General features: G+C 66.2%; 10 protein-coding genes. 2 read left to right on the top strand and 8 right to left on the bottom strand.

The window, feature by feature from the left end:
• Positions 1 to 24: 24 nt before the first annotated feature.
• The 3 genes from WJ16_RS22490 to WJ16_RS22480 form a co-directional block, all read right to left on the bottom strand.
• On the bottom strand, positions 25 to 1503 hold the full coding sequence (locus tag WJ16_RS22490) for an efflux RND transporter periplasmic adaptor subunit (protein WP_069259290.1): 1479 nt from the start codon (positions 1501 to 1503) through the stop codon (positions 25 to 27).
• A gap of 34 nt (positions 1504 to 1537) precedes the next feature.
• Positions 1538 to 2848, bottom strand: coding sequence for a TolC family protein (locus WJ16_RS22485; RefSeq protein WP_069259289.1), 1311 nt, complete (start codon positions 2846 to 2848; stop codon positions 1538 to 1540).
• Positions 2849 to 3226: 378 nt separating this feature from the next.
• The gene (locus WJ16_RS22480; protein WP_157126847.1) at positions 3227 to 3718 is read right to left on the bottom strand and encodes an OmpA family protein; all 492 of its coding nucleotides are present in this window, start codon (positions 3716 to 3718) and stop codon (positions 3227 to 3229) included.
• A gap of 433 nt (positions 3719 to 4151) precedes the next feature.
• Here WJ16_RS22480 and WJ16_RS33640 point away from each other — a divergent pair, with 433 nt between their 5' ends.
• Both WJ16_RS33640 and WJ16_RS33635 read left to right on the top strand, forming a co-directional pair.
• The gene (locus WJ16_RS33640) at positions 4152 to 4922 is read left to right on the top strand and encodes a M35 family metalloendopeptidase (protein ID WP_236858372.1); all 771 of its coding nucleotides are present in this window, start codon (positions 4152 to 4154) and stop codon (positions 4920 to 4922) included.
• Between the two features lie 15 nt (positions 4923 to 4937).
• A complete protein-coding gene (locus WJ16_RS33635; RefSeq protein WP_084636104.1) occupies positions 4938 to 5387 on the top strand; it encodes an OmpA family protein in 450 nt (149 codons plus the stop codon).
• A 164-nt stretch (positions 5388 to 5551) separates the two neighbouring features.
• Here WJ16_RS33635 and WJ16_RS22475 read toward each other — a convergent pair whose 3' ends face one another.
• The 5 genes from WJ16_RS22475 to WJ16_RS22455 all read right to left on the bottom strand — a co-directional run bounded on the left by WJ16_RS22475 (position 5552) and on the right by WJ16_RS22455 (position 12663).
• Entirely contained in the window at positions 5552 to 6742 is a 1191-nt protein-coding gene (locus WJ16_RS22475; protein WP_069259288.1) for a phosphotransferase enzyme family protein, read from the bottom strand.
• Between the two features lie 42 nt (positions 6743 to 6784).
• Positions 6785 to 7417: a nicotinamide riboside transporter PnuC gene (gene pnuC, locus WJ16_RS22470; RefSeq protein WP_069259287.1), complete on the bottom strand. Its 633-nt coding sequence runs from the start codon at positions 7415 to 7417 to the stop codon at positions 6785 to 6787.
• A 59-nt stretch (positions 7418 to 7476) separates the two neighbouring features.
• Positions 7477 to 9708, bottom strand: a complete 2232-nt coding sequence (locus tag WJ16_RS22465) for a TonB-dependent siderophore receptor (protein ID WP_069259286.1) — start codon at positions 9706 to 9708, stop codon at positions 7477 to 7479.
• A gap of 561 nt (positions 9709 to 10269) precedes the next feature.
• A complete protein-coding gene (locus WJ16_RS22460; RefSeq protein WP_046549365.1) occupies positions 10270 to 10473 on the bottom strand; it encodes a DUF2970 domain-containing protein in 204 nt (67 codons plus the stop codon).
• A gap of 123 nt (positions 10474 to 10596) precedes the next feature.
• Positions 10597 to 12663 (bottom strand): pyridoxamine 5'-phosphate oxidase family protein, encoded by a 2067-nt coding sequence (locus WJ16_RS22455; RefSeq protein WP_069261084.1) that lies wholly within the window; start codon positions 12661 to 12663, stop codon positions 10597 to 10599.
• Positions 12664 to 12678: the final 15 nt, after the last annotated feature.

The raw sequence follows: 12678 nt of genomic DNA, 5'->3' as shown, positions 1-12678 counted from the left end.
TGCGCCACCGCGCATACGTCACGCTCATTCATGTTCCGCGCTCCCCTTGCCGAGTTCGGCCTTCAGCACGAAGCTGTTCGACGCCGCGTATTCCTGGCCCGGCTTGAGCCCCTTCAGCACTTCGGTCGCACGCTCGTCGCGCCGCCCCGTTTCGACGGCCTGCGCGACGAAGCCCTTCGGCGAGCGCACGAACACGGACGGTGCGCCGTCGACGTCCTGCAGCGCGTCGGTCGCGACCGCGAGCGGCGCGCCCTGCCTGCCCGCGTCGACCGACACGTTCACGAACATCCCGGGCCGCCACACGCCGTCCGGGTTCGGCAGCACGACGCGCGCGGGCGCGGTGCGCGTCTGTTCGCCGAGCAGCGACCCGACGTACGCGATCGGGCCGCTCGAACGCGATTCGAACGCGGTCGCGACGACCGTCGCGTCGCGACCGACCCGCACGTCGTTCAGCCGCTGTGCGGGCACCGCCATCTCGGCCCATACCGTCGACAGGTCGGAAATCACGAACATGCTGGCGTCGGCGGCAATCGCCTCGCCCGGTGTCGCGTGCTTCTCGACGATCGTGCCCGCGAACGGCGCGCGCAGTTCGTAGCGGTTCAGCGCGCCCGCGCCGACCGGCGCATTCAGCGCGGCGAGCTTCTGCCGCGCGTTCTGCACGGCGATCTCGGCTTCACGCAACTGCACCTGCGCCTGCTGGTAGTCCTGCTCGGCCGAAATGCGCTCCTGCCACAGCGTGCGTTCGCGCGCGTAGGTCGCGCGCGCGCCCGACAGCCGGCGCTCGGCCGTCAGCAGTTCGCTGCGCCGGTCGGCCAGATCGGTGCTCGCGATCACGGCGAGCACCTGCCCCTTCGCGACGTTCTGCCCGAGCGACACCGATACCTGTTCGACGATGCCGGCCACGCGCGGCACCACGTGCGCGGTGCGGTCCTCGTTGAACTTGATCTCGCCCGGCAACTGGAACGGCGTCGCTATCTGCGCGGGGCCTGCCTTCGCGAGCGCGATCTTCGAAGCGGCGAGCTGCGCGTCGGTCAGCGCAATCGCGCCGTCGGCGCGTGCGAACGGGAACGACGCGGCGTCGCTGCCCGCCTTCACGTCGATCGTCGCGTCGAACACGTGCGGCTTCGCAATCGACTGCGCGGACACGAACTTCTGGCCGCCCGCATCGAAACGCAGCGGTTCGTGCGTGCGGTCGTAGCGCACCAGCGTGCCGGATACGGTGACGCCCTTGTCGGCCGGCTTGCCGTCGACGAACGGATAGACGACGAGGCGCGCATCGCCGGGCTTTTCAGTCATCACGATTTCGACGGACAGCTTGCCGCGCTTGAGCACGACGCCGCCACGCTCGCCGGCGGCTTCGGTCGACGAAGCTGGCGTGGAGGCGGTGGACGCGGCCGGCGCAGCCGCGCCTCCGCCGTTGCGCGTGACGCCGAGTGCGCCGAGGACGATCCCGGCGCCGCCGAGCACGACCGCCGCGATGATCAGGATTCTGCTGCGTGACATGGTGATCCTTCAGGTAAAAGAGGCGTCCGTTGCGCTATTGCGCGACCGGTGCAAGCGGTGCGAGCGGCGTACCGACGAGCCGGCCGATGTCGGCGCGGGCCGTATGTGCGTCGGCAAGCGCGCGCACGTATTGCGACTGGCCCTGGAACAGCGTGCGCTGCGCGTCGAGCACGTCGAGGAAGCTGAACTTCCCGAGTTCGTAGCCGCGCGACATCGCGTCGAGTGCGACGCGCGCGGCCGGCAGGATGTCGCCCTTCAGCCGCTGCGCTTCCTGCGCGGCGGCTTCGAAATTCGCGTACGCCTGCGTGAGTTCCAGCCGCAGACGCATGCGTTCGCGATCGAGATCGGCGTTCGCGCGCTCGGCCTTGTGCGTCGCCTCGAGCAGCGCGCCCTTGTTCGTGTTGAACAGCGGAATCGGGATCGACACGCCGACCACCGCCTGGTTGTCCGGCACGCCGCCCGTGGTCACGCGCTTCACGCCCGCGCTGATCGTCACGTCCGGAATGCGCCGCGCGCGTTCGAGCGACACGGCCGCGTTCGAGCGCAGCATCTCGGCGCGTGCGACCCGCGCGAGCGGCGCATCGTCGAGCTGTGCGGTCAGCGCGGACAGCGGCGCCACCGGCGGCACCGCTTCGAGATCGCCGAGCACCGCCACCCGGCCGTCGCGCGCTTCGCCCATCACCGCGTTCAGCTTTTCACGTGCGACCTCGACACGGCCGCGCGCGGTCACGACTTCGATCTGCACGCCCGCCGCCGCCACGTGCGCCTTGGTCGCCTCGACCGGCGACACCTTGCCGGCCTGCGCACGGCGGCTCGCGAGATCTGCGGAGCGCGCGGCGATCGCGGCCGACTCCTCGGTCACCTGAAGCTGGCGCTGCGCGGCGAGCAGCCCGTAGAACGCGGCGATCACTTCGGCGCGCACGACGGCGCCCTGCTCGTCGAGCGACGCATCGGCCGCTTCCCTGCCGTACGACGCGACGTCGACGCGCGCGCTGCGCTTGCCGCCGAGTTCGATCGTCTGGTTGATCAGCGCGGTCGACGTGCGTTCGGCGCGGCGAAACCCTTCCTGCAGGAACGAGATTTCCGGGTTCGGGCGTGCGCCGGCTTGCAGCAGCGCGCCTGCGGACGCATCGACGTCGGCGCGCGCGCCGCGCAGCGCCGGGTTGTTGCGGGCGGCGACCGACAGCGCGTCGGCGAGCGTCAACGGCGGAACAGGGGGCGCGTCGGGGGGCGGGGCGGCGATTGGCGCGGCGCTGCCGCACGTCGCCGGCGCTGGCGACGGCTGCGCATGAGCCGTCGCGGCCATCGCGAAGATGACGGCCACGACGAGGTTGAGCTTGAGCATGTTCGGTTCTGCGGTAACGGTTTGCGACCGATGCTACGGTCAGGCCGCAGTGCGAACATGAGGCGAAGATGATATTTCCGTCATCTTCGGGGCGGCAGCGCGTGAGCGCGCAGCAATTGGATGAAGCGGTGTGTCACTACACCGACCCGCCAGCGCAACGTATTCCGTTCATGAATACGTGGGCGGCGCACGTCACAAATGACATGCAGAAGTTGTCCAGCAACGCTCGCCAGCGAGCGCCGGAACCTATGGCTTCGCGCACGAGCTAACAGCGAGTGTCACGCGCGCGGTGAGCGACGCCAGCGCGAAACGTCTCGGTCTCGTGTTTGATTGCAAGAAAAAGAAGCCCAGCCGATACGGCGCCACACTGCACTGAAATTACTTGATCGCCTTGCTTGTCGGCGTCACGCGAGGATCATCGCAAAGCCCCGCGCAACTGCCCTTACATATCGGCGTCAACTCGATCACGATTTGATGGATCGTCATCGTGCCGTCGGGATGCTTAACCACCATCTCATCTGTGAACGTCTTCTTGTCAATCAATATGTTCTCGCTCTTGATGCCAAGTTGCTGCAGGTACGCTTTAACGCTACCGGCTCGGATCTCCTTCAATCCCTCTACATTCCTTTCACTTTTATATGCACCCGCAATCACGACCGCTTGAATTTCCACATCGGTCCATTTCTTCGCCTCAATCACGATATTGGCTATTGCGAGCCTGTCGGCATTGGAAATATCAGTGGCATTGAACGGCAGTTGGATCTGCGCCTCCTCTCCGATAGTACAGGCGACAGCCGGTCCACCGAAGAATGCGAACACCAGGATTGTCAGAGCCGACAGAAAAAATTTCAACCCCCGTGTGATGATCATTGGATAATAACCCTGTCAAATGTTTCAATATAACCAGTTATGCCATCAGCATTCTTGATCGCGCAATCCGAATTATTCATTGCAAAAACCTTCACCCCGTTTTCAGTATTGCCCATCCGATTCGCTGAACCAGCGCGCATGCCCGATCAGGCAGCCGTCGCACGATATCAACGATTGCCGGCGCATGGGTGATGTAGCCGAAATAAGCGACTTCCGACGGCACGAACTCCGCACGCACGAGCCGCGCGTGGTACAGGCCGATGACATCGGCCTGGTGTTCGAATCCGATGATGCCATCACATTCAATTCGGTCCCGTCAGAATCACAGAAAATAATTTCCCATTCCAAAATTTCGAACAAGTTCTATGGACATTTTCACTTGAAAAGATGACCGTTCAAGGTTGCGGGAACGCGAACGCAATCATGTCACCTCATGACCCAGATTGGGCTGCACTCTTTAAAATCTATCCAGCGAACATTTAAGGAAATGAACAATTTCACGAATCACAACGCGTACGACTTTGATTCTGACGAAGACAAGGAATGGTTTCTCGTTCATTCCGGCGCTGTCACCAACACGAATCCAGGGTCGATGGTTCATGTCTACATCAACACAACACCCATTTGCCCGAACATGACCAACAGAGAATTCAGAATTATGGTAATGAGACTGCTTAAATGGTCCATAATTCTAGTTGATCGAAGAATCACAGACCTGAGACGGTACGACGAAAGAACAAAAGAAAGAATGATCCATTGGTTCAATAGATGCGACGACAATACACGGCAATATCTTATCAGTGGCTTCTCACGTCACCTTTCCGTTCTTAAAACGTTAACGCCACACCACTTCGTTCGAAGCGATCCGAATCTCGATAGAATGCTAGGCTGCGTCCCGAATATGAACAACATTGAAAACGAGGCTGCTCATGTCTGCGGCCCCAACACGGAGCGCAGGCTTGTAAGCATTGCCACGAAATTTTGCACCGGCTTGCGCGATCAGAATATGTTCGGAGATTCTCGGCTATCCACGCTCATCCACGAAGTAACACATTTCGCCGATACCTTCGGCAGCAGCGACCCTCGATATGGACTTGACCCTACAGCGACCGCATGGGCAAGAGCCAATCCCGACCTCGCATTGAGAAATGCGGATACACTCACCGGATTCGTGATCTACGGCGAAGATTTATTTGCGGAGTAAGGAGTCGAACTGAGCATGAAGATCTTGATTGCGTTATCACTCTCCATATTTTCAGTTCTATCCTTTTTTACCACGGACGCTTCAGCAGAATGCCAGGGACCGCAGAATCTGCCATCGCAACAATTTTTCGTGGCCTTTCCGCCCAACAGTCCCGATCTCACCCAATCCGAGAAACTTCGAATCGAGCAATGGGTCTCGGAAGTCAATACCAGACATCCGCGTCAAAACTGGGTCGACATAATTGGCAGCGCATCCAGGAACGAAACCACCCCCGATCGACTTGCAACGAAACGCGCCGCCGCGGTGGCAAAGGCCGTCATAGACGATGGGCTGATAAACGCACCATTTCAGATAAAAACGCAAATTTATCCGGCCAGCAGCACGACCGAATCAACATCGGAAACCCGTGAGGTCACCGTTCAGGTGAGTCCCGGCTGTCTCAACGATTGCTGTACAGGCCGTTGATAGGAAGTTGGCTCATTTATCGCCACCGCGCTTGCGTTGAAGCGCGCGTCTCCGACACTCGCGTGCGACCGCCCATCGAGTCCGTCCGGACGACGTTCGATTCAATAATGATTCGAGCGACCGATCAACCACCGCCGGGCGAAGCGATCAGCGCGCTCTCGAGATCAAACGATCCCTTGCTTCGCGCGCCGGCGCTGCACGAGCCAGTCGAGCAATTGCTGCCCGTCGCGCTCGCCGAACCACCGCGCATGCCCGATCAGGTAACCGTCGTACGCGATGTCGACGATCGCCGGCGCATCGATGATGCAGCCGAAATAAGCGACTTCCGACAGCGCAAACTCCGTATGCACGATCGGCAGCAGCGCGACCAGCGCCGCATAGGCTTCGTCACCCAGTGGCTCGAGCGATTCGTAGCCGTCGAGCAGCGCGTCGATCTGCGCGTATTCGACGCGGCGCGCATCGGCCGGCGCCATCCAGTCGACCGTATTGCGCTCGATCGCTAGCGCGAGGTCCATCACCGCGCAGGTGCGATCCGCCAGCCCGAAATCGAGCACGGTCCGCACCTGTGCGCCGGGCCCCGCCTCGGTCCACAACAGATTCGACGCATGCCAGTCGCCGTGCGTCCACAACGGCGTGAGCGCAGGCAGCAGCGGCACGAGCCGCGCATGGTACGGGCCGATCGCGTCGGCCACGTCGCCGCGCCAGTTGCGCGCGCCGAGCGCACGCACGAGCAGCGGCTGCGCGTCGACCCAGCGTTCGAGCGCGCCCGCCAGATCGGCGGACGACAGCACACGAAAACTCGACAGCAGCGTCCGCACGGGCCGCGCCGGCGCATCGTAGCCGGCCGATGCGCGATGCAGTTCGGCCAGCGCGCGGCCGGCCGCGTATGCGTGCGACGGATGCGTGAACGGCTGCCACGACATCACGCCGCGATACGGGTCGACACCCGGTGCGCGCACGTGCACTTCATAGGTCCACTCGCCGGACGCGAATGCGGTCGCACCGTCGCGAGCCGCGAGGATGTCAACCACGGGCATCCCGCGTTCGCGCAGATGCGCGATGAAGCGATGCTCTTCCTCGAGCCCCTCGACATCGCGCAGGCTCACGTGATGACGCTTGACGAACAGCCCGCGGCCGTCCGTCATCTGCACCAGCACGGCCGCCGCGAACTGCCGCGGGCTGTGCCAGGTGAGCCGCGCGGGCTCGCCGGCGCCGTCGATCCGTGCGAGCACCGCCGCCACCTCGTCGTGCGTCATCAGCGGCCAGTCGCGTTCGGCCTGCTCGCCGTCGACGCCGAATTGCGGCGGCGCGACCTCACGCGACAGGTTTCCGTCCGGCTCGAGTGGGAATGACATGAACGACGTTGCTCCGTAGTTGAATCCGAATCGGCGCGCGAATCAGCGCGCGCCGCCGCCCGTCGCCAGCGCACCACCGGCCGCCGCGCGCAGCGCCGCGGCCGTGCGGCTCCAGTCGCGCCAGCCGACGACGGCGAGCCCGATGAACAGCGCATAGAGTCCGGCCGTCAGATACAGTTCCTTGAACACGAACATCCCGACGTACACGACGTTCACGACGATCCACAGCCCCCACGACGCGATGTAGCGCCGCGCGGTCCAGTATTGCGCGACGAGGCTGAACGCGGTCAGCGAGGCATCGACGAACGGGAGTGCCGCATCGGTCCAGCGCGCCATCATGCCGCCGAGCAGCGCGCTGCCGACGACGGCCGCGACCAGGTCGGGCAGCATCTGCATCGGCCGCACGCCGGTGACGGGTGCGACGTCGCCCGCCGGCGCCGCGCCGCCTTCGGCTTCACGCGCACGCTGCGCGAGCCAGCGCTGCCAGCCGTACACCTGCAGCACCGCGAACGCGCCCTGCAGCAGCATGTCCGAATACAGCTTCGCGTCGAAGAAGATCCAGCCGTACAGCGCGACCGACACGAGCCCGACCGGCCAGCACAGCATGCGCCGCTTCGCGGTCAGCCAGATCGCGAGCGCGCTGACGATCACGCCGGCGATTTCGAGTGGGGACATCGTCTGTGCTCTCCAGGTTGGCTGCCGGGGCCGCGCGTCACGCGGCCGGTTCCGGACGATCAGAAATCATAGGTCAACGACACGCGCGCGGTGCGCGGCGCACCCGGGAACAGGTACGCATCGCCCTGCTGCTCGCCCGCGTCGCGCCAGTAGAACTTGTTGAACAGATTGTCCACCGACACGCGCAACACCGTGCGATGGCCGCCGATCTTCGTCGTGTAGCGCGCGCCGAGATTGAACACGAACCACGACGGCACGCGCGCGGTGCCCTCTTCGTTCGCGTTGCGGGCCGCGCTGTACTCCACGCCGCCCAGCACGTTCAGCCCCGCGACGCCCGGCACCGCGTAGTTCGCGTACAGCGACGCGCGCAACGCGGGCACGTTGATGATCTGGTGCCCTTCGTACGCCGGCGACCCGGAATCGTAGGCCCGCGCGCGAATCGCCGCGACGCTCGCGGTCAGCCCCAACCGCTCGGTCACGCGCCCGGCCGCACCGAGTTCGATCCCCTGGTGCCGCTGCGTGCCGCGCTGCACGAACGTGTAACTCGTACCCGATGCGTCCGGATCGGCGAACTGGAACGGCTTGCTGATCGAGAACACCGCGGCCGTGAGGCTCAGCCGGTCGAGCCAGTCGTATTTTGCGCCGAGCTCGAACTGGTGCGATTCGACGGGCGGCAGGAACGCATACGCGTTGGTCGCGCGCACGGGTGCCTGGTCGCCGAGCGACAGCGCCTTGCTGTACGACGCGTACAGCGACAGCACGTTCACCGGTTTGTAGACGAGCGCGACCTGCGGCAGAAACACCGAGCGGTCGGTATGTGTCGCATCGCCGTCAAGGCTGCTCCAGCTGCGCTGGCGCAGCAGCACTTCCTTGCCGCCCGCGAGCACCTGCCAGTGTTCGCCGATGCTGATGCGGTCGAGCCCGAACACACCGTACTGCCACGCATCGAGGCGCGGATACGACGGCCCCGGCGAATTCGGCGAAGGCGCGAAAGTCACGTCGGGCCCGTAGATGTTCTCGCTGCCCACGTAGTCGTACACGGCGTCGGCCATGCTCACGACGCGGCGCTGCACGCTCACGCCGAGCGTCAGCTCGTGCCGCAGCGGGCCCGTCGCGAACTTGCCCGTCGTGACCGCGCGCAGATCGTCGTTGCGCCGGTATTCGCCGGGGCTGCGGAAGTCGTACACGTCGTAGTCGCCGTTCGCGCCGAAGAAGAACGGCGACGTCGTGCCGGCCGCGCAACTGGCCGCGTACGAGCAGCCGTATGCGAACGCGCTGTTGTCGTCGATCATCGTGCGGCTGCGGCCGGCGGCGATGTAGGCTTTCCAGTCGTCGTTGAACTGGTAGTCGAAGCGTGCGTTCAGGTTCAGCGCGTCGGTCGTCACCGGCTTCGCCCACGGCTGCGTGCCGAGCGCCTTCGACGTCGTCTTGACCGACGGCACGACGGTGCCGCCGAGCAACTGGTAGCCGGGCGCGGAACGCTGGATCCACTGCTGGAATTCGGCGTTGAGCTGCAGGCTCGCACGCGGGCTGATGTCCCAGTCGGCGGCGATCGAGCCGAACGTGCGCCGTCCGTTCGTGCCGTCGACATACGAGTGCATGTTCTCCTTCGCGGCATTGATCCGGAAGCCGAACTGATTGTCGGGGCCGAAGCGGCGGCCGAGATCGACGGCCGCCGACGTCGAGCCGCGGCTGTCGACGCCGCCCGTCACGCTCGCGACGTTCGCGGAGCGCTTGGTCACGAAGTTGATCACGCCGCCCGGCGCGACGACACCGCTGTCGATGCCCGCGAGCCCTTTCAGGATCTCGACGCGCTCCTTGTTCTCGAGCGGCACGTTCTGCTCGCCGGACACCGTCAGCCCGTCGATCCGGATCGCGCTCGCCAGATCGACCGGAAACCCGCGGATCGCGAAACCTTCGAAATAGCCGACCGGCGCATAGTCGTTGACGACCGACGCGTCGTTGCGCACGACGTCGCTCAACCGCTTCGCCTGCTGGTCGTCGAGCTGCGCACGCGTGACGACACTCACCGACGCCGGCGTGTCGCGCAGCGGCGCATCGTCGAGCCCCGCGACCGATGCATTGCGCACGCGCAGCGCATTGCCGCGCTCGCCGCTCACCGTGATCGTCGGCAGCGTCGCGCCGCCGGCCGCTCCGGCGTCCGGCGCCGGCGTGTCGCCCTGCGCCGCGGCGGCCTGCACCGCGAAAAGCGTAATGCCGACACCGACGCCAAGTCCGACCTTCGCGCGCCGCCGCCTTGCGCGCGACGCTGTTGTTCTATTCACCGTCATTGTTCTGGATGGAAAACTCGCCACTCGACCCTGTCGAAACACGTTACGAAGCTGCATTACGAATGCTGCGAAGCGCGCGCCCGCGAACGGCTCCGCGCCCGAGCGCCGGACGCGGGCGTCGGCACGATATTCATCCGACGAATCGGACGACACGGCACGCGCGCGGGCCGACCGGTCGGGAAGACGCAGGATGGGACATCGGATTCAGGTGACGCGCCGGGAACCGACGCAGCCGTCGACGGTTCGTCGGGGGCGTGTCGGGCGGCCGGCGGCATCGCGCGGTCTTGTCATGCGGGGGACGCTTCGAACGCCTCGGTGCGGGCGCGACGCATTTGCGCGCACCGTTCGCTGGAACGGCGGCATGCCCGTCGCGCGCGACATCGCGGCGCGGCGCGCATTTTACCCCGGGCGGGGCTGAACGCCCTGGAATCGGGCGAAATGGGGGGAAGCGGGATTCGTCCGGCACGGCGACGGTGCCCATACGGGCCAGCGCATTCGTGCGCGGCCGCGCGGTCTGCGAGCGGAGCGGGCACGTTCCCCCGCTCGCGATCCGGCTGCCGGTCAGAACCCCTGCATCGTCACGGTCGGATCGACGACCAGATGCACGACGCCGTAAATCACCGCACCGACGAGCACCGCGAGGATGATCGCGACGAACGGCAGCAGCGTGAAGTTGACGTTCGCGAGATCGGCCGCGTGCGCCTTGCTGTTGCGCACGCCGAAGAAACTCCACAGGACCAGCTTGATCATGCCGAGCAGTTTCATGATGACGCTCCTTTCATCGAATCGGTTGACGCTATCGTCGATCCAACCGGTCTCCGAAAAAAGCAGCAGTTGCGTGCGCTTTTCGCGCAGCAGGCCGTCTGCGGCGGCGTGTCGCAGGCGCCGTCAGCGGTCGAGCACGAGCGACGCCGTGGCCCCTTGCGCGGGCCGTGCGACGCACAGCAGCGCACAGCCGGGTGCGACCGGCGCGTCGGGCGCCGAGTCGTAGGCGACCGCGCCGGACAGCACGCGCGTTGCGCACGTGCCGCACGAACCGGAGCGGCATTCGGACGGCACGGCCACGCGCTGCCCTTCCGCGAATTCGAGCAGCGTGCCGTCGGCGGGCGTCCATGCGGCTTCACGCCCCGAGCGCCGGAACACGACGGGCACGCCCGCCACCGCCGGCAGGCCGGCCGCGCGGGTGGCGCTGCGCGCGACGCTCGACGGCCCGAACGCCTCGAAACGGATGCGCTCGTCCGGCACGTTCAGCACGCGCAGCCCGTCGTACAGGTCGCGCATGAACGCGGCCGGCCCGCACAGGTAGAAGTCGTAGTCGTCGAACGTGAGGAGCCGCTTCAGTTGCGCGATGTCGATGCGGCCCGCCCGCGCTGCCGTGCCGTCGTGCGGGCGGCTGTCGAACCAGTGGAGCGACAGCCGCGCATCGGCGGCCGCGATACGCGCCAGTTCCGCCGCGAACGGCCGGTCGGCCGCTTCACGCGCCCCATGCACGAACACCACGCGGCGCGACGGTGCGGCGTCGGCCAGCGCGCGGCGCAGCATCGCGATCATCGGCGTAATGCCGATGCCGGCCGACACGAGCACGGCCGGACGCGGGCTCGCGAGATCGAACGTGAAGCGCCCGCGCGGCATCTGCGCGTCGAGCGTCATGCCCGCCTGTGCGTGATCGTGCAGCCACGCCGATACGCGTCCTTCGCGCTTCACGGTGATCCGGTAATGCGCGCCGCCCGGTGCATCGGACAGCGTGTAGCTGCGGATCGCCGCTGAATCGCCGCCCGGCAGCGCGACGCGCAGCGTCAGGTGCTGGCCGGCTTCGTAGGCAGGTAATGCGCCGCCGTCCGCCGCTTCGAAATGGAACGAGCGGATCGCGCGCGCTTCGTCGACGATCTTCGCGATGCGCAGCGGCCGCCACGCCGGTGCCGATACCGGTGCCGATGCGGACGGCACCGAAGCGGCCGCCGTCGCCACCGCTCCACCCGCGGCGGCCGCCATCGCCGGGAACTGCGGCGCGCGCTCGACCGCCGACCATTGGAACGGCAGCACCGCGCGCATGCGTCGCACTTCCCGCACGTGGAACCGCACGACACGCTGCGCACCGTCGAACGACGCGACGAGCGGCCCGTCCCACACGATCTCGGCGCGCGCGGCGACATACATGAGGTCGCCGCTGTCGAAATCGACGAACAGCAGCCCCGTGCGCGGATCGTGCTGCAAATTGCCGAGCGTGTTGAAGAAGCGGTTGCCGCTGAAATCCGGCGTCGTCAGCGTGCGCGCGTCGTCGACGCGCACGAAGCCCGGCATCCCGCCGCGATGCGACACGTCCGCGCCGCGCGCGGCGCCCGCGTCCGCCGACGTGTTCGCGCTCGCGACGAAGAACGTATCGGCCTGCGCGAGCAGCGCGCGATCGGCGTCGTTCAGCCGTTCCGACACGTCGGGCTCGACCTGCGCATCGCCATCGCGCGCGACGAACGTCGGCTTGCGACCCTGGATGTATTTCGCGCAGTTGCCGAAGCTCTGTTCGACCGCGATCGTCAGCACGTCGCCGTCGACCGCGCGCACGATACCGTTCACGCGATTGCGCCGCCGCGTATCGAATTCGATGCCGAGCCCGCCGAGCGGCGCGCCCGCGCGCCACGCGCCGGCCAGCGGATCGCCGGGCAGCGCGTGCGCGGCGATGCGCAGCGTGCGCGCATCGGGCGACGTCACGAACCCTGGCTCACCGGCGCGCAGCGTCGCCCACGGCTGGCCGTGCGCATCGACACCGCCAAGCACGAAGAACGGCAGTTGCGCGAAAAACGTCCGGTGCTGGTCCGGCATGAAGCGCCGGATCCCGCGCCGGCCGGCCGAACCCGCGGCCTCGGTCACGCCCGCGCGCTGCTGCACGGCCAGCTCGCCCGCGTGAAACGGCGCGGTGTCGAGTTCCCAGCCCGGTACGACGGCGGTCGGGGCGTTCATCATGTTCTCCGTGGG

This window comes from Burkholderia metallica (genome assembly GCF_001718555.1).
In the GTDB taxonomy this organism is placed as follows: Bacteria; Pseudomonadota; Gammaproteobacteria; order Burkholderiales; family Burkholderiaceae; genus Burkholderia; species Burkholderia metallica.
This window is presented reverse-complemented; position numbering and strand designations above follow the sequence as displayed.

Excerpts from the sequence above, each read along its gene's own strand:
- WJ16_RS22490 (WP_069259290.1), bottom strand. The coding sequence starts at position 1,503 with ATGTCACGCAGCAGAATCCTGATCATCGCGGCGGTCGTGCTCGGCGGC.
- WJ16_RS22485 (WP_069259289.1), bottom strand. The coding sequence starts at position 2,848 with ATGCTCAAGCTCAACCTCGTCGTGGCCGTCATCTTCGCGATGGCCGCG.
- WJ16_RS22480 (WP_157126847.1), bottom strand. The coding sequence starts at position 3,718 with ATGATCATCACACGGGGGTTGAAATTTTTTCTGTCGGCTCTGACAATC.
- WJ16_RS33640 (WP_236858372.1), top strand. The coding sequence starts at position 4,152 with ATGACCCAGATTGGGCTGCACTCTTTAAAATCTATCCAGCGAACATTT.
- WJ16_RS33635 (WP_084636104.1), top strand. The coding sequence starts at position 4,938 with ATGAAGATCTTGATTGCGTTATCACTCTCCATATTTTCAGTTCTATCC.
- WJ16_RS22475 (WP_069259288.1), bottom strand. The coding sequence starts at position 6,742 with ATGTCATTCCCACTCGAGCCGGACGGAAACCTGTCGCGTGAGGTCGCG.
- pnuC (WP_069259287.1), bottom strand. The coding sequence starts at position 7,417 with ATGTCCCCACTCGAAATCGCCGGCGTGATCGTCAGCGCGCTCGCGATC.
- WJ16_RS22465 (WP_069259286.1), bottom strand. The coding sequence starts at position 9,708 with ATGACGGTGAATAGAACAACAGCGTCGCGCGCAAGGCGGCGGCGCGCG.
- WJ16_RS22460 (WP_046549365.1), bottom strand. The coding sequence starts at position 10,473 with ATGAAACTGCTCGGCATGATCAAGCTGGTCCTGTGGAGTTTCTTCGGC.
- WJ16_RS22455 (WP_069261084.1), bottom strand. The coding sequence starts at position 12,663 with ATGAACGCCCCGACCGCCGTCGTACCGGGCTGGGAACTCGACACCGCG.